The organism is uncultured Microbacterium sp. (assembly GCF_900078385.1).
In the GTDB taxonomy this organism is placed as follows: domain Bacteria; phylum Actinomycetota; class Actinomycetes; order Actinomycetales; family Microbacteriaceae; genus Microbacterium.
The window spans coordinates 299539-321817 of sequence record NZ_FLQR01000008.1 but is presented as its reverse complement, the minus strand read 5'-3'; the positions used below and the strand labels follow the sequence as shown (position 1 = coordinate 321817).

The following is a 22279-nucleotide window of genomic DNA, read 5'->3' as shown; positions in this document are numbered from 1 at the left end:
GCGCGATCGGCTCGTCATGAGTACCGTGAGCGCATGACTTCGCGCGAATACGACCTCATCGTGATCGGCGCCGGCGCAGTCGGCGAGAATGTGGCCGACCGTGCCGTGCAGGGCGGCCTCTCGGTCGTGATCGTGGAAGCCGAGCTCGTCGGCGGCGACTGCTCGTACTGGGCGTGCATGCCGTCGAAGTCGCTGCTGCGCAGCGCGGCGAGTGTGCGCGCGGCGCGGAACGTCGACGGCGCGCGGCAGGCCGTGACGGGCGAGCTCGATGTCGCCGCCGTCTTCGCGCGGCGCGACCGGATCGTGCACGACTGGGACGACGGCGGGCAGGTCCGCTGGCTGGAGGGCGCGGGCATCGACCTGGTGCGGGGCCACGGCGCGCTGACCGGGCCGAAGCAGGTCACGGTGACCTCGCCCGAGGGCGGGGAGACGCGCCTCGTCGCCCGCCACGCCGTCGCGGTCTGCACCGGTTCGGCCGCGCTGATGCCCGACATTCCGGGGCTCCGCGAGGTGGAGCCGTGGACGAGCCGCGACGCCACCTCATCGCCGTCCGCCCCGGTCTCCCTCGTGATCCTGGGGGGCGGCGTGGTGGCGGTGGAGATGGCGACCGCCTATGCGGGCTTCGGCACCGACGTCACGATCGTGGCGCGCTCAGGCCTGCTCTCGGGGGTGGAGGACTTCGCGGGACAGGCTGTGCAGGAAGGCCTGGCGGCGCTGGGGGTCACGGTGCGCCTCGGAGCGACGGCGTCCGCGGTGCACGGCACCGACGACGGCGCGGTCGTCGTCCTGTCGGACGGCGGGCGCGTCGCGGCCGAGCGCGTGCTCGTGGCGACCGGGCGCGTACCGCGCACGATGCGGATCGGGCTCGAGACCGTGGGGCTGATGCCCGGCGAATGGCTCGACGTCGACGACACGCTGCGCGTGCAGGGAACGGACTGGCTGTACGCCGTCGGCGACGTCAACCACCGTGCCCTGCTGACCCACCAGGGGAAGTATCAGGCTCGTGCGGCCGGCGACGTCATCGCGGCGCGCGCCCGCGGAGCGGCGGTCGAGGATGGTCCGTGGGGCGCGCACGCCGCCACGGCCGACCACGCCGCGGTGCCGCAGGTCGTGTTCGCCGATCCCGAGGTGGCCTCCGTCGGACTCAGCTCGGCGGCGGCCGCAGCGGCCGGCCGGTCGGTGCGGATCCTGGACGTGGACCTCGCCGAGCTGGCCGGGTCCACGACGTACTCGGATGCGTACCGGGGACAGGCCCGGGCGGTGATCGACAGCGATCGGCATGTCCTGGTCGGGGCGACCTTCGTCGGTCCCGAGGTCGCCGAGCTGCTGCACGCGGCGACGATCGCGATCGTCGGCGAGGTGCCGCTCGCGCGCCTCTGGCACGCCGTCCCGGCCTATCCGACGGTGAGCGAGCTGTGGCTGCGGTGGCTGGAGGACTACGGCCGGCCGGCCGTCTGAGCCGGCGCCGTCCAGGTCAGGGACGACACGGAGAGGTCCAGAAGCGTCCGGATCAGGACGAGCGGACGATCATCCGCGGGGGTGTCGAGCGGCCGGGCGATCGTGGCGGTCAACTGCAGTCCGCGCCGCCGGCGGGTGCCCGGGATCGGCGTCAGGTACACGATCTGCGTGCTGAGGAAATCGGTGTCCTCCAGTCGCTGACGCGACTCGCGCTCGAACCGCAGGAACCGCGTGTCGCCCAGGAGGGGCGTGGCGCCCGCCTCGCGGACGAGCGCCTGCACGAGCGGGTCGAGGGTACCGCCGGGGGTCGTGGGAGTACGGATGGATGCCACCAGCGAGGCCGGCAGGGCGAGCGCCTCGTCGTCCCCGGTCGCCGGGGTGAAGAAGGCGATGACCGACGCCTGCGCCATCTGCTGGAAGGCGTCGTCGAGGAGCGGCCGGACGCGGGCGAACAGGTCGGGACGGTGCGCCTGCAGGAGTCGGCCGCGCACCGCGGCGACCATCTCGTCGCGCTGACCGGCCGTCGCCTCGCGACGTACCCACCCGGTGGGCAGGGCGAGGTCGAAGCCGGGGCCGGCCGCCCCGAGGCTCTCGCGCAGGCTGACGCGTTCGGGCGTGCTCTGCAGGGGGTCGTCGGTCGCGGCGGCGTCGTTCACCGGGGTCCTCTCGTCATGTCTCGTCGTCCAGCGTGAACAGCGTGCCGGGCTGGGCGGTCCGGGCGCGCTCGAGCAGCCCGGCCTCGATGACGCCCCGCTCATGCAGGACCACGAGGGCGGCATCGCGGTCCGCCGTGATGGCGGCGCGCTCCTCGTGCCGGAGCGCCGCCGTCTTCGCGCGGATCCGTGCGACGGCGACCGTCGACGACATCGTCTCGGGGGCCTCGGCGACCGTCTCCGGAACGCGCGCGCGGAACCGGAGCAGCATCGCGATCGCTGTCACGACGGCGATCACCAGGCACGCGAGGACCGGCGGGTACCACGGCGCCCATCCGTCGAAGCCGTCGGTGGCGGCGGTGTTCGGCATCCCCACGGCGGCGAAGCCGGAGAAGACGACCGCGACCAGGACGATCCCGAGCAGGAGGCCGTCGTAGCGGGCGCCGCCGCGCAGCCAGCCGACCAGCAGGACGAGCTGGGCCACGGCGGCCAGGACGAACATCGCGCCCGCGAACGGCACCGATGCCGCGGCATCCATCCGGAAGAAGTTGAAGCGGTCGCCGCCCATCGCCGCGACGGCGACGACCGGGGCGGCGGCGCCGACGACCGCGAGGATGACGGCGAGCGCCGTGCCCGCGCGGCGCGCCGGCGACGGGCGGCGGGCCGTCTCGCGCGCGGCGAGCACGGCGCCGTCCGCGCCGAAGAGGCCGTAGATGTCGGGATGCCGCTGGAACGCCATCACCTCGAGGAGCCCCAGGCGGACCGGAGCGGCCAGGGAATGCTCCTGCGCCCACTCCCGGGCGCTCGCGTGACGGAAACTCATCCTGTCGGCACGGTATCAGCCCAGTCCGCATCGGCGGACGCGTCGAGGAACCCGGCCGGCGCCGCCGCGCGGACCGGCCGCCCGTCGGGCGCGACGAACTCGAGGGTCTGGACGAAGGCGTGGAACTGTCCGACCAGCAGGGCGAACAGCTCCGGCACGGTGGGCTCGAAGGAGGCGACGACCGCCGCGCTGTCCGCGAGGAAGACGATGTCGAGACCGATGAGGTCGAGGTCGGCGTCCCGGACGCGGCGCACGGCCTGGACGCCGAAGCCGAGACCGGCCGCCTCGTAGAGGCTGCCGGCGTCGGGGCCGACCGGCGCCTCCGGCGCGGCACCGTAGCCCACGTGCACATGCGCGACAAGCGGCGCCGGGACCGGCCACAGCTGGAAGGCGAGCGCGGCCTCGGCGGGTCGGGCGTCGAGCCCGAGGCGCAGGAGCGCGCGGACGGAGGCCTCATCCTCGGTACGCCAGCGCTCGCCCCACGCTCCGCGCAGCTCCGCCGTCTGCGTGTCGACCCAGGCGTCGGCATCCTCGACACGAGAGGGCTGCAGCAGCCACCCCGCGGTCTCGCTGCGGCCGGACAGCCGCCAGAGTCCCTCGCCCCACCCGGGCGGGGGCGCTGTCGGGGTGCCGGTGAGCGCAGCGGACCCGGTCGTCGCCGCCGTCACAGGAGCGCCCCGACCCACGGCAGGACGCTGCTGGGCTTCAGGTCCTTGTTGCCCGTCCAGGTCGCGATCTTGTCGCCGACCCCCCACGCTCCGGAGACCATCATGTAGCCGCCCTCCCACGCCGCCGAGATCGTGCTGGACGTGCACCACCCGTTGACGGACCCTCCGACGGTCTCAGCCAGGTCGGTGAGCCCCTGGGAGTTCCGGCCGAACATGAACCGGCACATGATGTCGCCGGCCCCCGCGGGGTTGTTCATGCTCCACAGGCCCCGGAACGCGGCTTGCGCTCCGGTCACTCCCCCGCCGGCGAACCGGGACAGGATCGACATGTTGCGCAGCTGGCCGCCGGCCGCGGACCACGCGGACGGGCGGAACGCCGTGACCATCTCGCCGCCGAAGGCGAGCATCCCGGCGCGGCCCTGGAAGAGCTTGCCGACCTTGCCGAAGGGGATGACGCCGATGATCGCGATGATGAGCTTGTCCGCCCCGGCATCCTGCCGGAGGACCTGGTAGGCGGTCAGCAGCAGGGTGACCACTCCGAGCACCGCCCCGATGAGCGCGAAGATGGGTCCGCCGATGATGATGCCGGCGATCGCGATGACGAGGGAGACCCAGCCCAGGACCTCCAGCACGACGGCCACGACCCCGTCGAGGTCATCCCAGAAGCTGTCCTCGATCGCCCCCTCCAGCACCTCCCCGATCCCGGTGACGGCGGCGTCGAATGCGTCCTCCCAGGTGTCGTAGTGCCGGTCGAAGGCGCGCGCCTCGAGCACCCAGTCGTCGTAGAGCTCGTCCTTGCGCTCGTTGTCCTCGCGCCGGCTCTCTGCGAGGTCCGGGACCATGTCCAGCAGCGCCGTCGGGTGGCTCGGCGCTGCCGCGTAGTCGACCCACGCCTGCTCGCACGCCGACACCGCGATGCGGATGAGGGGCTGGACCTCGCCGACGGCCTGGCCGTAGTCGATGAGGACGGGGCCGGTCGGCTCGTACATCCGACCGGCGCGGCGCAGCTCGACGTAGGTGTCGCCGACGATCTCGCGGATCTTGTCGATCGCCTTGCCGCGCTGGTCGTCGCCGTCGACGAGGTCTTCGAGCACGTCCGCGCTCTGGATCATCTGCCGCCCGATCGACTCGATGCGGCGGCCGCGGCGGATGATCGTGGCGGCTTCGCCCTCGAGCTCCTCGATGCGGCGACCTCCCGGGGAACGTTCCATGGTCAGGGTTCCTCCGTGTCAGGCCGGGGTCGGCCGGGTCGCGTCGCTCAGCCCGGACGCGTCGACATCCATCCCGGCGGCGGTCTCGGCATCCCAGTCGGCGAAGCCGTCGACGACGCCGACGACGTGGTCGTGGATCTTCGTGATGTCGCGGATGAGATCGCCGCGGCGGTTGTCCCAGCGGGATTCGAAATCGCCCACCTTGTCGCGCAGCCGGTCCTTACCGAAGGGGGACCCGATCGCGACGCGCAGCTCGTCGGACAGGCTGCCGGCCTCTTCGAGCTCGTCGATGATGCGGCCCAGGCGACCGCTCGTGCGACGCAGCGTCGCGTAGTCGATCCAGACGGCGTCCTCGGCCATGCGCTGCCCCTCCCTCATCCTGCGGCGATGCCCTCACGCTAACGACACGTATGCGGGGGCGTCGATGGGGAGCACTGCCCATCGACCCGGACGCACGGAACGGGGGCCGACCGCCCGGTCGACCCCCGTTCGGAAGCGTGTCGTCAGCTGCCGGCGAGCTGCTGGTCGAGGTCCTGGATCGCGCGCATCATGCCCAGCAGAGCCTCGGACATGTCATTGATGCCGTCCGTGGCATTCTTCAGACCCGTCGTCAGCTCCCCATACCCCTCACCGAACTTCCCCGACGCGTGCTGCGTCTTGAAGTCCTCACCCAACAGGGTGTCCACCTGCGACTTCAGGGTGTCCAGCTGACCCTGAATGTCATCACGAGCCTGCGACAGCGACGACGCCACCTGCTCCATCTCCGCATACGACGCTCCGAAATCAGCCATCGTCAACTCCCTCAGTCAGTGTCCCGACCCGCACCGGGCCGATACACCGAACCTAACCGCCACCCCCACACACCGTCGATGGGGAGCACTCCCCATCCCCCGGGCACCCACCCCCACCCCTGCCCCACGACAGCCCCGCTCGACAGCACCTCGAGGACCCCCCGAACCCTGATCGGCTCGCCCACCCCACACCCGAATCACGCCAAACCGGCATAGAGCCGGCGAACCAATAGAGGTTCGCCTCGAGGCGGGGGCCAGCGGGCGAGGGGCGCGGGGCTGCGCGCGGAGCGCGACCGGCGCGGGGCCCGTCAGGCGAAGCGGATGGAGCGGAAGACGGCTGCGAGCTCGCCCTGCACGGCCTCCAGGAGAAGCGGATCCTCGCTGAGGAAGTCGAGCAGGAAGACGTAGCCGTCGCGGACACCCAGGTGGCGGATGGCGCCGATCGCCGCACCGTCGATCTCCGTCGTCACGACCGCCTGCACGGCCGCCGGGAACGCGGTGTCCTCGAGCGACGTCCAGGTCTGCACCCGCCCGCCGATGCCGGCCCGCGCGAGCTGCAGCAGCTCGTCCGGGGTGCTCGCGGTCGAGTCGGTGACGTACAGGTGCGCGACGATCGCGGGCCCGCCGACGTACTCGGTGCGCCAGAACCGCTCCATCGCACCGGGCAGCGGTCCGGGCATCGCCTGGAGCAGGAGCGCGGTGGCACGCAGCTGGTCGTGCGCCTCGGGAGGCACTCCGGTTCCGGCCAGCAGGCTGTCGGTGAGCTCATCCGCCCACGCCTCGGCGTCCGGGAAGGCGCCCCACGGGAACTGCAGCGGCACGGGCAGCCACGTGGTTTCGAGGCTGAGCGTGTACGTGGGGGCTACCGCCATCGGAACGTCTCCATGATCGAGTCCACGAGTTCGGTCGCCGCTTCCACGAGCGCACCGTCCGCACCGTCGGGGTACGGGATGGATGCCGTGAAGACGAGGCCGCGGCGGTCGTCGGCATCCGGCAGAGCGAAGCCGTACCCGAGCGTGCGGGTCGTGATCCCCTCGGTCTCGCCCTCGCCGGGCTTGTCGGTCTCCCAGCGCCGGATGGGGCCGATCGCGGTGTCGTACACGTCGATCTGCGCGGGCGTGAGGTCGCGGAGCCCGTTGCCGAAGGCGACGCCCGAAGGCACGACGTGCTGTCGCACGGCCACCGAGACCGGCAGGTGGACGAGGCCGTCGATGTCGTGGTCGGCGAGGTACACGCTGTGCGTGCGCGTCTGCTCGAGCCGCCGCCATTGGGCGTTCGCGAGCATGCGGAGCCGCACGTCGAGCTCGGGGTGCCCGAGCTCCTTCATCCGCGCGGAGAGCTTGGCGACGAACTGCTTCCGACCGTCCTCATCGACGCGATAACGCGACCAGCCCGGCGGCAGCATGATGTGGAAGCCCGAGAGCGCGCTCACGCCGTCCGCTCCCGCGCGCGGCTCTTCGCCGCGGCGGCGGCGGCACCGAGGAGCACGACGGCGAGGGCGACGGCGCTGATCGGCGCGGCGATCCACTGCCCGCCCACCGTGATGTCCCCTTCGCGCGTTCCGCCGTCGGGGATGAGCACCGCGAACAGGATGGCGGCGATGATCGCGCCGACCAGCGGGCCGACCAGACCGCGGAGACCGGTCTCGTCGCCCGCGCGGGCCGTCACGGCCACGATGAGGGCGAGGAGGACCGACACGGCCGCCAGGACGACGAGCACGATCGTGGGCACCGCGAACAGCGGGTACGGCCAGACGGCATCCCATTTCGTGTCCATGGATGCGCTCACCTGACCGCCGGAGAAGATGAGCGAACCCACGAGGAAGACGACGAGGGCGGCGGGGGGAACGATCGCGACGATGGCCAGGATCGTGCTCAGGACGGAATGGACGGAGCGCGCTCGCGCGGGGCTGTCTGACACGGCGTCAGCTTACGCGGACGTCGCGAAGACCCGGGATCTCCGGCTGGGCGTCGGCGAGCCCCAGCCCGTCGACGAGGCTGAACCCGCCCCAGGTGATCACGTTCGCTCCCTGGCGGATGCCGCCGGGGAGCGAGGCGGCCGTCGAGGACACGAACTGCTGCACGCCGGGGTTGCTCGCCCACGGCGAGTTGCGCACCGTGTTGAGGAAGGTGGAGACCTGCGCCGTCTCGCTGCCGCCGAGGCGGATCGCGGTGAGCGGGTTCGTCAGCATGCCGGGCTTCGGCAGCGCGAGCCAGGACCGCACCGGAGCGAACAGCGAGCGGATGGGCGTCGCCCACGTGCCGGGCCGGAGCAGCGCGACACGCGGCAGCCCGGCTCGGATGGCGGCGGTGACGGCGCCGCGGCCGCCCTGGACGACCGAGCCGAGCGCGGGTACGCCGCGGGAGAGGATCTTGCCGACTCCGAACGGGAGGAGCCCGACGGCGCTCCAGGCGACGTCGCTCAGGCTCGCCCGCCCGTAGGCGAACTGGAGGAGCGTGAGGAGCAGCGAGGCGGCGGCGAGCACGAGCAGGATGATCCCCAGCAGGCCGGTCAGCGGCGCCCCGATGATGAGCGCGATGATGCTCAGGACGACGAGGACGATCGCGATGACGTCGAGCAGATCGTCGACGAACTCCCAGAAGCCGTCGTTGTTGTCGGCGGACTCGATCGCGTTCTCGATCCCGTCGACGGCGTCGTCGTAGGCGTCCGACCAGGTGTCGAAGACGTCGTCGAACGCCTTCCACATCTCGTCGCGGTGGGTCTTGGCGCTCGTCAGGCTCGTCGCGGCGTCATCGGCCGCATCCTCGGCTCGCGTGGCGGCCCGGGACGCCGCATCGTCCTCGGGGTCGGCCGACGACGCGCGCGTCGCCGCGAGGGTCTCGGCCCAGTCGGCATCCGCCTTCGCATCCAGCGCCGCCTGGTAGGCGTTCTCGGCGGACTCGACGTCGTCGATGTTGCTGCGCAGCCACGTCTGCGCGGTGTCCAGCGCGTCGCCGTAGGTCGCCAGGCTCTTGCCGGTGCCGCGGTAGCGCACGGCGGCGTCGGAGAGGTCGCCGTGCGTCTCGTTCGCCATCTCGGCGAGCTTGTCGGTGCCCTTGCTCTTGTGGATCGACGAGTTGCCGATGTTCTTCAGGTGGGTGGCCGTGGTCTCCATCGTCGTGGCGAGGGTCTTCAGCGCCTCTCCCCGGCTGACGATGTCGGCCGCGTTCCCCTCGAGCTGACGGAGCGTGTGTCCCGTGTTCGGCGATTTCATCGGGCTCCCCCGCGTGCGGTCACGTTCTGCGTGGTCGTGCTGCCCTCGAGATCGCTGGCGGTGGTGGTGTCCCACTCCTCCCAGCCGTCGATGATCGAGGTCAGCTGGTCCTTGATGTTGGTGAGGTTCTCCTTGAGCTTGCCGCGCTTGTCCCGCCACGCGACCTCGAAGTCGATCACCTGGTTCAGCAGGTCGCTGCGACCGTCGGGGCGCGCGATCGCCGACTCGAGGTCGTCATTGGTGTCGGCGGCCGCTTCGAACTCCGAGATGGACGATTCGAGACCGGCCTTCGCGTCCTTGAGCTGCTCGAGGTCGAGCATGATGTCCATCTGCGGCATCCTCCGTCAATGTGTGGGTCGCGGGTGAGGGGGCGGCCCGTTGGTCGCCCCCTCAGAAGTCGAACCGGTGTCAGCTGCCGGCGAGCTGCTGGTCGAGGTCCTGGATCGCGCGCATCATGCCCAGCAGAGCCTCGGACATGTCATTGATGCCGTCCGTGGCATTCTTCAGACCCGTCGTCAGCTCCCCATACCCCTCACCGAACTTCCCCGACGCGTGCTGCGTCTTGAAGTCCTCACCCAACAGGGTGTCCACCTGCGACTTCAGGGTGTCCAGCTGACCCTGAATGTCATCACGAGCCTGCGACAGCGACGACGCCACCTGCTCCATCTCCGCATACGACGCTCCGAAATCAGCCATCGTCAACTCCCTCAGTCAGTGTCCCGACCCACACCGGGCCGATACACCGAACCTAACCGCCACCCCCACACACCGTCGATGGGGAGCACTCCCCATCCCCCGGGCACCCACCCCCCGGCACATCGGTCAGGCGTCGGCGGGCGCGGCGATCGTGACGGACGTGGTCTCCACGAGCGGCATCTGCACCGTGACGGCGCGTCCGGCCTGCACGAAGATGCCGCGGCCCTCCGGGAAGTCCGAGCGCTTGACCTTGGGGAAGGGCACCTTGAAGATCGCGTCGCCGTCGAAGGCGTCCGCGCGCAGCACGATGCCCTTGCGTCCGCCCTTGAAGTCGCCGACCAGGCCGAAGCCGCTCGTCACCTGGCTCACATCGGCGTCGCCGATGAGCAGGTGCTCGCTGCGGTTGACGGCCTGGAACAGCGCCTTGAGCGGACGCTCGGCGGGCGAGTCGGCGAACTGGGGCACGTCCTCGATCACGATGAGCAGCCGCGTGCCGATCGTCTCGTCCGCCACGAGCTCGGCGAGCTCGGTCGCCAGGTCCTTCGCATCGTCCGGCGTGACGGCGCTGCGCATCCACGGTGCGAAGTCCTTCAGCTGGGCGCGGCGCCCGCCGAAGTGGAACATCTTCACGGTCGGGTCCAGGCGCGTCATCGAGGTGATGAGCGCCTTCATCGCGTTGGTCTTGCCCGAGGACGGCGGACCCGCGACGACGAACGTGCCGACGGGGTCGAAGTCGCGGGCCTGGAGGGTGTCCTCCGCGACGCCGAGGACGGGGTTCTCCCCGATCCGGTCCGGGAGATCGGCGAGCGACAGGCGGGTGGGCAGGGAGCCGATCTCCGGCACCTCCCGGACGCCCCGGGTGCGCAGCTCCTCGGCCCACTGGGTCATGAGCTTGGTCTGCTCCGCGACGTTCGGCGTCCCGCCGAGGACGGCGATCTGCGTCTCGAACCCGTCCACGATCGCGCGGCCGGGCGCCGACCGCTCATCGAGCACGTCCTTCGGCGCGTTCAGCAGCGCGTACGCGTTCTCGTCGGAGAGACGCAGGATGACGCGCCGCGAGACGTTCGAGCTGACCGCCGTGGGCACGGACCCGGACCGGTCGGCGGTCGCGACGACGTGCACGCCCAGCGGGCGCCCTTCGCCGAGGATCCGCATGAACGCCTGGTAGAACGGCATCCGCGCCGTCGTGGACTCCCATTCCGCGCGGAACTGGGGCAGCCCGTCCAGCAGCAGGATGATGCGGGACTCGTCGCGGCCGGTGAGCTCGCGGTACTCCGCGACGCTCGACGCGTTCGCCGCGCTGAACCTCTTGCCGCGGTCGTCGAGGATGGCGCCGAGCGAGCGCATGATGCGCTGCACGCGTTCGGCGTCATCGCCCGGGATCACCGAGCCGACGTGCGGCAGCACCTCGAGGCTCTTCAGCGACCCGGAGCCGAAGTCCAGGCCGTAGACGGCCACGTTCTCGGGGCGCCGGCCCATCGCCGCGGCGAGCGCGACGGTGCGGAGAACGGTCGACTTGCCCGACCCGCTCGTACCGTAGACGAGGAGCGAGCCGTCGCGGTCCGGCTCGAAGTAGACGGGCTCCTGCAGCTGCCGCTCCGGGACGTCGCGCTTGCCGAGGAGCAGCGACCCCGAGCGCCCGGCGGGCAGCTGGCGGAGGTCCACGGTGGACTCGAGGTCGTCGAGCCACGGACGGCGCGGGGCGGGGATCTTCGCCTGTCCGGCCGCGGCGACGAGGGTCGCCACGATCCGCTTCTGATCGTTCGGTCCGGGGTCGACGTCGTGCGAGTCGGACTCGCCCTGGTCCTCGAGCTCCCAGCGCTGGATCGAGCCGAAGCGCAGCTCGGAGACGCTCACGTCGGCGACGGGCTTCTCGTCCGAGCTCCACCCGCCGGCGTACGCGGATTGGAACGACACGAGCCTGCCCGGACCGGTCTTCGCGATGCCGCGACCGGGGATGCTGGGATCGAAGCGTGCGGCCACCGGATCGTCGACGACGTCCTTCGAGTCGGACTCGTCCGCCATCCGGAGCGCGACGCGCAGGTTGGTGTTCGCGCGCAGGTTGTCTTTGATGACGCCCGCGGGGCGCTGCGTGGCCATGATCAGGTGGATGCCGAGCGACCGGCCGCGCTGCGCGATGTCGACGACGCCGTCGACGAACTCGGGGACCTCTCCGGCGAGCGCCGCGAACTCGTCGATGACGAGCACGAGGGCGGGCGGGGTGTCGGGGTCGCGGCGCTTCTCGAGCTCGAGGAGGTCTTTGGCCTTCTTGCGGTTGAACAGGTGCTCGCGGTGGTGCAGCTCGGCCCGCAGGCTCGTCAGGGCGCGCCGGACGAGGTGGGGGCTGAGGTCGGTGACGAGGCCCACCGTGTGCGGGAGGTCGACGCAGTCCGCGAACGCGGAGCCGCCCTTGTAGTCGACGAAGAGGAAGGACACGCGGTCGGGGCTGTGCGCGGCGGCCATGCCGAGCACCCAGGCCTGCAGGAACTCCGACTTGCCGGCGCCCGTCGTGCCGCCGACGAGCGCGTGCGGCCCCTGTCCGCGCAGGTCCAGGGTCATGGCGTCGGAGGGCCCCTGGCCGACGATCGCGCGGAGGCTGCCCGCCTTCTTGAGCCGTGGGAGGGTCGCGCCGGACCTGTCGAGGATCGTGTTGTTCTCCCGCCACCGCTCGACGACGGCGGAGGGGTCCTCCGCCATCTCCGTGCCGACGAGGGAGAGGAACATGACCGAGTTCGGGATGTCGGACGAATCCTCGATCACGGTGCTCGAGTCGGCGACGGGGGCCAGGCGCTTGGCGAGCACCGTCATGAGCTCGTTCGACACGCCCTCGACGGCCGTGTCCGGGTAGTCCACGCCGCTGCGGACCGTGCCGGCACGGGCCCGGTCCAGTCCGGCCGAGACGTCGAGGAAGCTGCGGCAGACCGCCGGCAGGGCGTCGACGACGGGCGCCACGAACAGCCCGTAGACCCCGACGTCGGCGCCGCGCTCGAGCACCTGGGTCAGGCGCGCGCGGTCGACCGGCGCGTCAGCCGTGACGATGACGAGGACCGCCGTCTGCCCCGGGAACGTGGCGTCCTCCGCCGCGCGGCGCACGTCGGTGCCGTACCGCATCGGGTCCCACTCGTCGTCGAAGGGCAGCCGCGGGGATGCCGCCGCCTTCGACCGGCGCATGACCAGCTCCTCGAGCCCGGACAGCAGCGCGGCACCCGTGGAGGCGGAGTCGGACAGCGGCATGTCGCGGAACGGGCTCCGCTCGCTCGAAGTGTGCGGCAGCCACTTCAGCCACTCCAGCTGCTGCGCCCACTCCGGCTCGGTGAGCGCGACCGCGACGAGCTCGTTGGGCGAGTGCAGTCCGAACAGCTGCACGCACAGACCGCGGAGCGCATCCGCGGCCTCGCGGGTCGATCCCGCCACGCCGAGGACGCCGACGCTCTGCAGCGATTCGAGGACGGGGATGCCGTCGAGCATCCGGTAGCGGTCCCGCAGGCGGTCGACGCGCTCGACGTACTCCTGCAGGGCGTCGGGATTGTCGGCCCGCTTGATCGTCGTGCGGGACGGCGCATCGCACGTGCCGAGACGGACGGCGAGGAAGTTCCAGTGCTCGGGGCGTCGGGTCCAGAGCATCGGCCCGAGGCGCATGGCCTCGTCGAAGACGACGACCACCGGCGGGGCCTCGGCGTTGCGCACCTCGCGCTCTCGCGGCCGCTCCCGGTACAGGGTCTCCTCGAGCTCCTCGAACGTGCGCTCGAAGACCTCGGCCTCCTTCTTGACGCGCTGGCCGATCTGGGTGCGCTGCGAGACGAAGTTGCCGAGCATCATCATCGGCGTCATGAAGATGATCAGCAGCGCCCTCGGCTGCTCGAAGATCGTGAACATCGCGACACCGAGGATGATCGGCGCGATGAGCATGGGCCACGGGAAGAGCCGCGACATCGGCTCCTTCGGCATACGCGGCTCCGCGAGCTCCTCCCCGACGTAGCGGGGCTCCACGCGGGGGCTCCGGTTGAACAGCAGCGTGCCGCCGCGCTCGAGCACGGGATCCTGCTCGACCGGCGCGAAGTCCTGCACCAGGCGCACGACGAGCTCGGTGTCGCCGAGGACGAAGCGCTGCCCGGGGATCACACGGAGTCGCTGCACGAGGCCGCCGTCGACGACGATCCCGTTGGCGGAGTTCAGGTCGACGAGGTCGACGGCCGCGCCGACCTCGATGCGGGCGTGCCGCTTGGAGATGAGCGCGTCCTCCAGCACGACGTCGTTCTCGGGGGCGCGACCGATCGTGAAGTGACCGCGCGGCAGGGGGAACTCGCGACCGGCGAGCGGGCCGCGGACGGCGTGCAGGATCGCCGCGGGCGGCGCACCGGCGCCGCGGGATGCGACGTAGTCGGCGCCGAGGTTGACGATCGAGGCGACGAACCCGGAGCCGACCGGGGCGTCGCTGATGAGCATGTTCGGGTCGAGCATGGTCGTGTCCGACGAGGTCGGCGGGGCGACGCTGAGGGTCAGGACGTCCGCCGGCGCGGCGAGGATCTCGCGGGTCGGGTCGGCCTCGACGATGCGGCGCGCGACCTCCTGCACGGTCGCCGTCGTGTCCGAGGTGACGACGATGTCGGTGCGCTGGGCGTCGCGACGCTGCAGGGTCAGTTTGAGTCTCATGGGGGTGTCCTCATCCGGCTCTCAGCCTCGGGCGATCCTGACCTCGGCGTGGCGATCTCCGAATCGGATCGTATCGCCGTCCTGCACGGGCACCCGTTCACCGGGTACGAGCGGGCGCTCACCGCCGTTGCGCGCGAGCGCGCTGCCGTTGGTGGATCCGCGGTCCTCGACCAGGAGCGCATCCCCGTCGCGGCGCACCGCGAGGTGCGTTTTGGAGACGCTCATGGTGCGGTCCAGCACCGGCGTCGGCACGAGGCCGTCGTCCGCCGCAGGGGCGCGTCCGATGAGGACGCCCGCGCCGGAGACCTCGACGGTGTCGCCGGTGTCCAGGACGAGGGTGATCGTGGCGGGGGCCGTCGGCGCGCCGGGGGCAGCAGGTGCGGCGTCGGGCAGCAGGGTCGGCGGCGCCCACGTCCCGGTCCCGGCCGTCGCGGGGGCGGGCGACGCGATCGGCTCCGCCGTCGGCGGCGGGACCGTCGGTGCGACCGCGGCGGCGACGGGCGGGGCTGGCGCGGCGGCGGCCGCCGCTGCCGGAGCCGGCGCCACGACAGCCGGCGCCGCCGGAGCGGTTGCCGGCACGGCGGGCGCGTCGGTGCGCGTGGCGCCGAGGACTCCGCCGCTGTTGCGGGCGACCGGGATGTACACCTCGGGGCGGTGCTCCCCCGCCGGGGTCGCGAGCGACGGGAGCTCGCTGCGCTCGTCGGCGAGGTCCGATGCGACGGTCTTGCGGGCGATGCGCATGCGCTTCGCGTCATACGGGTTCAAGCCCCGCCGGATGTCGACGAACCACGTCGCCGCGGCGAGGTCGGGCCACCCGCGCCCGCGGCGCTCGGAGTCGAACAGCGGAGAGAGGAGCACGACGAGCAGCGGCCCCAGGAGGGGAAGCAGGAAGCTCCCCCACAGCACGAGGTAGCGGACGACCGCGCCGCGCCAGAAGGTGGGTCGCTCGAGCGTGCGCACGTTGACGGAGCGGATGCCGAGCAGCGCCTTGCCGAGCGTCACTCCGCGACGACCGTGCAGGACGAGCTGGACGATGATGAACGCCGTCGTCAGCGCGTACGACACGGCGGCGCACACGATGAGGAGCACGAGATCGGAACGCCCGCGGAGCGCGGCCTGCGGGTCGGTCGCCCCCGTCAGCTCGACCGCGGCGGGGAGGACGGCCAGGAGCAGCGGCAGCTGCAGCACGAGGACGACGAGCACCTCGACGAGGGTCGCCGTCACGCGACGGCCCGGTGCGGCGGGCACGAGACCCAGGGACGCGGCATAGTCGGGCCGGGCGCGGCCGTGCTCGTCGAGCCCCTCGACCTTCCGGGCCTCGTCCTGGATCTCCCAGATCACCGTTCCTCCTCGCGCGCGCTGCGCATCGACCCTACCTGCCGGGCGCGGCGCTCCCGCGCCGCGCCGCGGCGGAGCGCGGCGGCCGGATCAGTGGAAGAAGTGACGCTCGCCCGTGAAGAACATCGTCACGTTCGCCTCGCGGGCCGCGTCGATGACCTCCTGGTCGCGCACCGACCCACCCGGCTGGATGATCGCGGTGATGCCGGCGTCCAGCAGCACCTGCGGGCCGTCCGCGAAGGGGAAGAACGCATCGGAGGCCGCGACGGAGCCGGCGGCACGGTCACCCGCGCGCTCGACCGCCAGACGGCACGAGTCGACCCGGTTGACCTGGCCCATGCCGATCCCGACGGTGGCGGAGTTCTTCGCCAGGACGATCGCGTTGCTCTTCACGGCGCGGCAGGCCTTCCACGCGAAGATGAGGTTCGTCATCTCGTCCTCGCTCGGCCGCTCACCGGTCATGAGCTGCCAGTCCTTGGCCGCGGCGCCGATCTCGTCCGGGAACCGGTCGGCATCCTGCAGGAGAAGGCCTCCGGAGACGAGGCGCACGTCCATGGGCTCCTGGCGCCAGTCCGCGGGAAGCTGCAGGACGCGGAGGTTCTTCTTGAGCTTGAACAGCTCGAGCGCCTCGGGCTCGAAGTCGGGCGCGACGATGACCTCGGTGAAGATGTCGCGGAGGTTCTCGGCCATCTTCAGCGTGACGGTGCGGTTCGCGGCGATGACGCCGCCGAAGGCGGACACGGGGTCGCATTCGTGGGCCCGCAGGTGCGCGGACGCGATCGGGTCCAGCGCATTGGGCGCGGTGACGGCGATGCCGCAGGGGTTCGCGTGCTTGATGATCGCGACGGCGGGCAGCACCATGTCGAACGCGGCGCGCAGGGCGGCATCCGCGTCGACGTAGTTGTTGTAGGACATCTCCTTGCCCTGCAGCTGCGTCGCCTGCGCGATCCCGTGGCCGCCGGTCCGCGTGTAGATGGCGGCACGCTGGTGCGAGTTCTCGCCGTAGCGGAGCGTCGACAGGCGCTCGGCCTTGATCGTGAGGTGCTGCGGCAGGTCGCCCTCCTCGACGAGCGTCTCGTCGGCGAACCAGGTCGCGACGGCGCGGTCGTAGGCGGCCGTGTGGGCGAACGCGCGGGCCGCGAGCTCCTTGCGCTGCGCGAGGGTCGTGCCGCCCTGCCCGACGGCCTCGATGATCGCCGGGTAGGACTCCGGCGAGACGACGACCGCGACGTTGGCGTAGTTCTTCGCCGAGGCGCGCACCATGGCGGGGCCGCCGATGTCGATCTGCTCGACGACGGCGTCACCCTCGGCACCCGAGGAGACGGTCTCGACGAACGGGTAGAGGTTCACCACGACGAGCTCGAACGGCAGGATGCCGAGCTCGGACAGCTGCTCCTCGTGGTCTTCGAGACGAAGGTCGGCGAGGAGGCCGGCGTGCACGTGCGGGTGCAGCGTCTTGACGCGGCCGCCGAGCGACTCCGGGAAGCCGGTGATCTCCGCGACATCCTTCACGGCGAGGCCGGCCCCGCGCAGGAGCGCGGCGGAGCCGCCGGTGGAGACGATCTCGATGTCGGCGCCGGCGAGGGCCTGCCCGAGGGCGAGCAGCTCGGTCTTGTCGCTCACCGAGATCAGCGCGCGCCGAACGGGGACGAGGTCGCGCGCACGGTACAGGGAGGGGTCGATGGTCGGGCCGGCCATGGTGGGAGCTCCTGGATTCAGTGGTGGTCGTACGGGGCGAGGTCGAGGTCGCCGAGGGCGATCCGACGGACGACATCGATGAGCAGGCGGCGCTCGACGGGCTTGATGCGCTCGTGGAGGGTGTGCTCGGTGTCGCCGCGGAGGATGGGGACGCGCTCCTGCGCCAGGATCGGGCCCGTGTCGACGCCGTTGTCGACGACGATGACGCTCGCGCCGGTCTCGGTGGCGCCGGAGGCCAGCGCGTCGCGCACGCCGTGCGCGCCCGGGAACTCCGGGAGGAACGCGGGGTGGGTGTTGATCAGCTGCGGCGCCCAGGCCTCGACGACGGCGGGCGGCAGCAGTCGCATGAGCCCGCTCAGGACGACGAGGTCGGGGTTCCACACCGCCAGCTGGCTCTGCAGCTCCTCGCCCCAGTGCTCGCGGGTCTCGAACTCGCGGAACGGGACCATGATCGTCGGGATGCCGAACTGCTCGGCGTGCGCGAAGCCGTCGGCCTGCCGGTCGGCGCCGACGACGATGACGCGGGCCGGGAAGTCGGGGTCGCCGGTGGCTTCCAGGAGGGCCCGCAGGTTGGAGCCGGCACCCGAGATGAGCACGGCGACCGAGAGCATCCGCTCAGTCTACCGGGGACCACGCGGGAGGTTCGGGTGCCCGCCGGTGGGACGGATCGCGGGGATCGTCGGCCGGGTAGGCGTGCTCAGGCTGCAGCCGCCGTGGAGAGAGCAGCATGATCCCCGCGCCGATCGCGAGCTCGATGCCGACCGCGAGGGCGAACGGTCCCGGGGCCGGGCCGACCTCCGCAAGACGGCCGGGACCGATCGACCCCGATGCCGCGGCGGCGAGGAGGGCGGCGGCGGCACCGCCCAGCACCGCGATGGCGGCGAGCGCGGCGATGCGGGGCGCGAGCAGCTCGACGGCGTCCGGATCGGCGCGCAGGCGTCCGCGCGCCGCCCCGCCGGCGAGGACGCCGACGCCGACGACGGTGAGCGCGAGCAGCAGCATCCAACTCGAGGTGCTCTCCGGAAGGGCGCCGAAGAGCGGGATGCCGGGAACGACGCCGAGATTCGTCGCCGCGGGCGACACGCTCGTGCCGGCGCCGACCGCGAAGCCCGGCCCGGCGGCGAAGGACGCGGCCCACACGATCAGCGTCGGGAGGTACGCGAGCTGGCCGAGGGCCAGGACGACGGCGCCGATGAGGTCGACGTGCGCGGCTTCGAACAGGGCGATGACCTCTCCCCCGCGCGCCGCGAGGGAGACCGCCACGAGGAGCGCGCCGATGCCGATGAGGCCGAGCGCGGCGATCGCCGCGCCGCGGGCGACCGCGGCGGGGACCTCGGCGGCCCAGGCGGTGCGGTCGAGACGGTCCCGCGCGGCGTCGACGAGGCCGCCGTCGCCCTCGCGCCACGCGCGGACGAGCGCGCCCAGCAGGGCCGGGACGGCGAAGACCAGGACGGGGAGCAGCACGGCGGCGGCGAGATCGACGCGCGCGGCGGCGAGGCCGGAGGTGAGCGTGAGGCAGGTCGCGAGCGCGGCGAGGACCACGGTGCCGGCGAGCACACCGGTGAGCCACGCGCCGGCGTGCGCGGCGCGTGATCCCGAGCGGGCGGCGAAGGCCGCCGTGAAGACGGCGAACGCGAGCGGGGCGAGGGACAGCGTGAAGGATGCAGCGGCGTCGGGCAGACCCGCGACGGTCAGATACTCCTCGGGCAGCGTCAGGTCGACGGGCACGAAGTGTCCGAGCTGCCAGATCCGGACCGCGACCGGCCACAGGGCCCCCCACTGCGGTGCCGCCGAGAAGCCGAACACCCACAGCAGGGTCAGCGGAGCGAGGGTCGCCGCGACGCCGACCGCGACGGCGATCACGGCGTCGAAGGCGGCCAGGACGGCGACGAGGAGACGGTTCATGCGGCTTCGACCCTACCCAGCGCGCGGCCCTGCGCTCAGGCGGGCGCGCCCACGGCACCGCCATCGGGCAGCCTCGGACACGGTTGCGCGGCGGCCCGGCGGCGCGGGACGGGCGCGGAAGTCGATACCTTCGATGTCATGAGCACCAGCACCACCCGGAAACCCCCCGCCTCGGACGCCGCCGCCACCGGCGCCCTCGACCGCTTCTTCGAGATCACCCGGCGCGGGTCGACGATCGGCGGCGAGGTCCGCGGCGGCCTCGTCACGTTCGTGACGATGGCCTACATCGTCGTCCTGAACCCGATCATCCTCTCCGGCAAGCCCGACATCGCCGGGAACTCCCTCGACTTCGCCGCCGTCGGCGCCGCGACCGCGCTGACCGCCGGCGTCATGACGATCCTGTTCGGCATCGTCACGCGCCTGCCGTTCGCCTTCGCGGCCGGCCTCGGCATCAACGCCTTCCTCGCGTTCAGCGTCGTCGGCGAGGTGACGTGGCGCGAAGCGATGGCGCTCGTCGTGATCAACGGGCTCATCATCGTGCTGCTGGCGGCGACGGGCCTCCGGAAGATGATCTTCGATGCCGTGCCGGTGCAGCTCAAGCTCGCCATCACGGTCGCCATCGGCTTCTTCATCGCCTTCATCGGCTTCGTCAACTCGGGCTTCGTCACGGCGACCGGCGAGTCCTCGCCCCCGGTCGGCCTCGGGGTGGGCGGCTCCGTCGCCTCGGTGCCGACGCTCATGTTCATCGTCACGCTGCTGCTGACCGGCATCCTGGTCGCCCGTCGCGTCAAGGGCGGGATGCTCATCGGCATCGTCGCCGGCACGGTCCTCTCGATCATCGTCGAGGCGATCTGGCACCTCGGCTCCGCCCAGGAGAACCCGGGCGGCTGGGGGCTCACTATCCCCGCGCTGGACGGCTCCCCCGTCGCGATCCCCGACCTCAGCCTCCTCGGCGCCGTCGACTTCGGCTTCGACCTCGGCAAGGTCAGCATCGTCACGCTCGTGATGCTCGTCTTCACACTCGTGTTCTCGAACTTCTTCGACGCGATGGGCACCATGACCGGTCTCGCGAAGGAGGCGGAGCTCGCCGACGCGAAGGGCGACTTCCCGCGCATCAAGTCCGCCCTGATCGTCGAGGGCGTCGGCGCCGTGGTCGGCGGTGCGACCTCGTCGTCCTCCGCCACCGTGTTCGTGGAGTCCGGCTCCGGCATCGGCGAGGGAGCCCGCACGGGGCTCGCCAACGTCGTGACGGGCGTGCTGTTCCTCCTGGCCATGTTCTTCACGCCGCTGACCTCGATCGTCCCGACCGAGGTCGCCGCGGCGGCCCTGGTCACGGTGGGCGCGATGATGATGGCCCAGGTCAAGAGCATCGACCTCAGCGACTTCCGCGTGCTCCTCCCGGTGTTCCTCACCGTGAGCGTCATGCCGCTGACCTACTCGATCGCCAACGGCATCGGCGCCGGATTCGTCAGCTGGGTGCTCGTGCACGCGCTGTCCGGCCGGGCGAAGACCATCAGCCCGCTCCTGTGGATCGTCGCCGGCGGCTTCGTGATCTACTTCGCCCGCGGTCCGATCGAGACGCTCCTGGGCGCCTGACCCGCGACGCCGAGAGGCCGCACCCTGCACGGGTGCGGCCTCTCGCGTTCCTTCACCCGAGCTCAGAGCTCCGCGATGACCGTCTTCAGCTGGGTGTAGTCGTCGAGGCCGAAGGCGCCGAGCTCGCGACCCCAGCCCGACTCCTTGTAGCCGCCGCGCGGCAGCGTCACGTCGTCCGCGTGCCACGTGTTCAGCCACACGGTGCCCGCGCGCAGGCGCGCGCCCACGCGATGGGCCGTGCCGATGTCGCGGGACCACACGCCGGCGGCGAGCCCGTACCGGGTGTTGTTCGCGAGGGCGATCGCCTGCTCCTCGGTGTCGAACGGCACGGCGGTGACGACGGGGCCGAAGATCTCGTCGCGCTGGATCGACATGTCCTCGGTCACGTCCGTGAAGACGGTGGGGCGCACGAAGTAGCCGCGGTCGCCCACCCGGTCGCCGCCCGCGGCGACCGTGGCACCGGCCTCGCGGCCGGCCGTGAGGTAGCCCATGACCTTCGTGTACTGCTCGTCCGAGACGAGCGGCCCCATCTCGGTGGCGGGGTCGAGGGCCGCGCCCACGGCGATGTCGCCGGCGATGGCCGAGATGCCGGCGACGACCTCGTCGAAGACGCCGCGCTGCACGTACAGGCGGGATCCGTTGACACAGCACTGACCCTGGTTGAAGAAGGCGGCGTGCGCGGAGCCGACGATCGCGGCCTCGATGTCGGCGTCGGCGAAGACGAGGTTCGGCGCCTTGCCGCCGAGCTCGAGCGACACCTTCTTGAGGTTGCCGCCCGCGGCGGCCACGATCTTCTTGCCGGTCTCGGTGGAGCCGGTGAAGGCGACCTTGTCGACGTCCCGGTGCGCCGACAGCGCGGCCCCCGCGTCGCCGAAGCCCGGAACGATGTTCAGCACACCGGCGGGCAGGCCCGCCTCGAGGAACAGCTCCCCCAGGCGCAGCGCCGTCAGGGGGGTCTGCTCGGCGGGCTTGAGGATCATCGTGTTGCCGGCCGTGAGGGCCGGGATGATCTTGAAGCACGCCATGACGAGCGGGAAGTTCCAGGGCACGATACCGGCGACCACGCCGACGGGCTCCCGCCGCGTGTACGCGTGGAACTGGCGGATCTCGCTCGACATCGGCACGGTCGTGCCCTCGATCTTCGTGGCCCAGCCGGCGAAGTAGCGGAACAGCTCGGCGGCCGTCTGCACGTCGCCGTCACGGACGGCCGCGAACGGCTTCCCGCTGTCGACGGCCTCGATCTGCGCGAACTCCTCAGCACGGGACTCGAGCAGGTCGGCCATCTGCCAGAGCAGCCGGGCGCGGCGGCGCGGTGTGAACCGGCTCCAGTCCGAGCCGTCCTCGAACGCGCGACGCGCGGCGGCGACCGCGGCATCGATGTCGGCGACGCCGGCCTGCGCGACCGTCGCGGCGACGGCCTCGGTTCCGGGGTCGATCGACGAGAAGGTGCGACCGTCGGCGGCATCCCGCCATTCGCCGTCGATCAGCAGGCGGCGGGGGGAACGGAGGAAGTCGGCGACCTGCGGCAGCAGTGCGGTCTCGGTCATGGGGGCGGTCCTTTCGGGGGACGGGTGG

20 protein-coding genes are annotated in these 22279 nt (G+C 71.9%); 2 read left to right on the top strand and 18 right to left on the bottom strand.

Going from position 1 to position 22279, the window contains the following annotated elements:
* Positions 1–33: 33 nt before the first annotated feature.
* Positions 34–1458: an NAD(P)/FAD-dependent oxidoreductase gene (locus tag QZL85_RS11145; RefSeq protein WP_295576729.1), complete on the top strand. Its 1425-nt coding sequence runs from the start codon at positions 34–36 to the stop codon at positions 1456–1458.
* On the opposite strand, the gene QZL85_RS11140 is transcribed toward QZL85_RS11145, so the two are convergent.
* From QZL85_RS11140 to QZL85_RS11060, 17 genes are all read right to left on the bottom strand, one after another.
* Positions 1437–2114 (bottom strand): hypothetical protein, encoded by a 678-nt coding sequence (locus QZL85_RS11140; protein WP_295576728.1) that lies wholly within the window; start codon positions 2112–2114, stop codon positions 1437–1439. The genes QZL85_RS11145 and QZL85_RS11140 overlap by 22 nt on opposite strands.
* Before the next feature lie 13 nt (positions 2115–2127).
* A complete protein-coding gene (locus QZL85_RS11135) occupies positions 2128–2934 on the bottom strand; it encodes a hypothetical protein (protein ID WP_295576727.1) in 807 nt (268 codons plus the stop codon).
* Positions 2931–3602 carry a hypothetical protein gene (locus QZL85_RS11130; RefSeq protein ID WP_295576726.1) on the bottom strand — a complete coding sequence of 224 codons (672 nt, stop codon included), beginning with the start codon at positions 3600–3602 and terminating at the stop codon, positions 2931–2933. The genes QZL85_RS11135 and QZL85_RS11130 overlap by 4 nt, the downstream gene beginning before the upstream one ends.
* Complete coding sequence (locus tag QZL85_RS11125) at positions 3599–4813, bottom strand: hypothetical protein (RefSeq protein ID WP_295576724.1); 1215 nt, start codon at positions 4811–4813, stop codon at positions 3599–3601. Before QZL85_RS11125 ends, QZL85_RS11130 begins: the two co-directional genes overlap by 4 nt.
* 18 nt (positions 4814–4831) lie before the next feature.
* Positions 4832–5173 (bottom strand): hypothetical protein, encoded by a 342-nt coding sequence (locus tag QZL85_RS11120; protein ID WP_295576723.1) that lies wholly within the window; start codon positions 5171–5173, stop codon positions 4832–4834.
* Between the two features lie 143 nt (positions 5174–5316).
* On the bottom strand, positions 5317–5604 hold the full coding sequence (locus QZL85_RS11115) for a WXG100 family type VII secretion target (RefSeq protein ID WP_295576715.1): 288 nt from the start codon (positions 5602–5604) through the stop codon (positions 5317–5319).
* A 308-nt stretch (positions 5605–5912) separates the two neighbouring features.
* A complete protein-coding gene (locus tag QZL85_RS11110; protein ID WP_295576722.1) occupies positions 5913–6476 on the bottom strand; it encodes a hypothetical protein in 564 nt (187 codons plus the stop codon).
* The gene (locus tag QZL85_RS11105; protein WP_295576721.1) at positions 6467–7036 is read right to left on the bottom strand and encodes a hypothetical protein; all 570 of its coding nucleotides are present in this window, start codon (positions 7034–7036) and stop codon (positions 6467–6469) included. Before QZL85_RS11105 ends, QZL85_RS11110 begins: the two co-directional genes overlap by 10 nt.
* A complete protein-coding gene (locus QZL85_RS11100; protein ID WP_295576720.1) occupies positions 7033–7524 on the bottom strand; it encodes a hypothetical protein in 492 nt (163 codons plus the stop codon). Before QZL85_RS11100 ends, QZL85_RS11105 begins: the two co-directional genes overlap by 4 nt.
* A gap of 4 nt (positions 7525–7528) precedes the next feature.
* The gene (locus QZL85_RS11095) at positions 7529–8818 is read right to left on the bottom strand and encodes a hypothetical protein (RefSeq protein WP_295576719.1); all 1290 of its coding nucleotides are present in this window, start codon (positions 8816–8818) and stop codon (positions 7529–7531) included.
* On the bottom strand, positions 8815–9147 hold the full coding sequence (locus QZL85_RS11090; protein ID WP_295576717.1) for a hypothetical protein: 333 nt from the start codon (positions 9145–9147) through the stop codon (positions 8815–8817). Before QZL85_RS11090 ends, QZL85_RS11095 begins: the two co-directional genes overlap by 4 nt.
* A gap of 79 nt (positions 9148–9226) precedes the next feature.
* On the bottom strand, positions 9227–9514 hold the full coding sequence (locus QZL85_RS11085) for a WXG100 family type VII secretion target (RefSeq protein WP_295576715.1): 288 nt from the start codon (positions 9512–9514) through the stop codon (positions 9227–9229).
* A gap of 126 nt (positions 9515–9640) precedes the next feature.
* Positions 9641–14167 (bottom strand): FtsK/SpoIIIE domain-containing protein, encoded by a 4527-nt coding sequence (locus QZL85_RS11080; protein ID WP_295576714.1) that lies wholly within the window; start codon positions 14165–14167, stop codon positions 9641–9643.
* A 21-nt stretch (positions 14168–14188) separates the two neighbouring features.
* Complete coding sequence (locus QZL85_RS11075; RefSeq protein WP_295576713.1) at positions 14189–15508, bottom strand: RDD family protein; 1320 nt, start codon at positions 15506–15508, stop codon at positions 14189–14191.
* A gap of 87 nt (positions 15509–15595) precedes the next feature.
* Positions 15596–17203: a bifunctional phosphoribosylaminoimidazolecarboxamide formyltransferase/IMP cyclohydrolase gene (gene purH / locus QZL85_RS11070; RefSeq protein ID WP_295576712.1), complete on the bottom strand. Its 1608-nt coding sequence runs from the start codon at positions 17201–17203 to the stop codon at positions 15596–15598.
* A gap of 17 nt (positions 17204–17220) precedes the next feature.
* On the bottom strand, positions 17221–17814 hold the full coding sequence (purN, locus tag QZL85_RS11065) for a phosphoribosylglycinamide formyltransferase (RefSeq protein ID WP_295576711.1): 594 nt from the start codon (positions 17812–17814) through the stop codon (positions 17221–17223).
* Positions 17815–17818: 4 nt separating this feature from the next.
* Positions 17819–19108, bottom strand: a complete 1290-nt coding sequence (locus QZL85_RS11060) for a DUF6350 family protein (protein WP_295576710.1) — start codon at positions 19106–19108, stop codon at positions 17819–17821.
* A 138-nt stretch (positions 19109–19246) separates the two neighbouring features.
* Here QZL85_RS11060 and QZL85_RS11055 point away from each other — a divergent pair, with 138 nt between their 5' ends.
* Complete coding sequence (locus QZL85_RS11055) at positions 19247–20704, top strand: NCS2 family permease (protein ID WP_295576709.1); 1458 nt, start codon at positions 19247–19249, stop codon at positions 20702–20704.
* Between the two features lie 62 nt (positions 20705–20766).
* Here the strand turns inward: QZL85_RS11055 and QZL85_RS11050 are convergent, their stop codons facing one another.
* Positions 20767–22251: an aldehyde dehydrogenase family protein gene (locus QZL85_RS11050; protein ID WP_295576708.1), complete on the bottom strand. Its 1485-nt coding sequence runs from the start codon at positions 22249–22251 to the stop codon at positions 20767–20769.
* Positions 22252–22279 lie beyond the last annotated feature (28 nt).

Excerpts from the sequence above, each read along its gene's own strand:
- QZL85_RS11080 (WP_295576714.1), bottom strand. The coding sequence starts at position 14,167 with ATGAGACTCAAACTGACCCTGCAGCGTCGCGACGCCCAGCGCACCGAC.
- QZL85_RS11145 (WP_295576729.1), top strand. The coding sequence starts at position 34 with ATGACTTCGCGCGAATACGACCTCATCGTGATCGGCGCCGGCGCAGTC.
- QZL85_RS11090 (WP_295576717.1), bottom strand. The coding sequence starts at position 9,147 with ATGGACATCATGCTCGACCTCGAGCAGCTCAAGGACGCGAAGGCCGGT.
- QZL85_RS11085 (WP_295576715.1), bottom strand. The coding sequence starts at position 9,514 with ATGGCTGATTTCGGAGCGTCGTATGCGGAGATGGAGCAGGTGGCGTCG.
- QZL85_RS11095 (WP_295576719.1), bottom strand. The coding sequence starts at position 8,818 with ATGAAATCGCCGAACACGGGACACACGCTCCGTCAGCTCGAGGGGAAC.
- purH (WP_295576712.1), bottom strand. The coding sequence starts at position 17,203 with ATGGCCGGCCCGACCATCGACCCCTCCCTGTACCGTGCGCGCGACCTC.
- QZL85_RS11110 (WP_295576722.1), bottom strand. The coding sequence starts at position 6,476 with ATGGCGGTAGCCCCCACGTACACGCTCAGCCTCGAAACCACGTGGCTG.
- QZL85_RS11060 (WP_295576710.1), bottom strand. The coding sequence starts at position 19,108 with ATGAACCGTCTCCTCGTCGCCGTCCTGGCCGCCTTCGACGCCGTGATC.
- QZL85_RS11050 (WP_295576708.1), bottom strand. The coding sequence starts at position 22,251 with ATGACCGAGACCGCACTGCTGCCGCAGGTCGCCGACTTCCTCCGTTCC.
- QZL85_RS11120 (WP_295576723.1), bottom strand. The coding sequence starts at position 5,173 with ATGGCCGAGGACGCCGTCTGGATCGACTACGCGACGCTGCGTCGCACG.
- QZL85_RS11115 (WP_295576715.1), bottom strand. The coding sequence starts at position 5,604 with ATGGCTGATTTCGGAGCGTCGTATGCGGAGATGGAGCAGGTGGCGTCG.
- purN (WP_295576711.1), bottom strand. The coding sequence starts at position 17,814 with ATGCTCTCGGTCGCCGTGCTCATCTCGGGTGCCGGCTCCAACCTGCGG.
- QZL85_RS11135 (WP_295576727.1), bottom strand. The coding sequence starts at position 2,934 with ATGAGTTTCCGTCACGCGAGCGCCCGGGAGTGGGCGCAGGAGCATTCC.
- QZL85_RS11125 (WP_295576724.1), bottom strand. The coding sequence starts at position 4,813 with ATGGAACGTTCCCCGGGAGGTCGCCGCATCGAGGAGCTCGAGGGCGAA.
- QZL85_RS11055 (WP_295576709.1), top strand. The coding sequence starts at position 19,247 with ATGAGCACCAGCACCACCCGGAAACCCCCCGCCTCGGACGCCGCCGCC.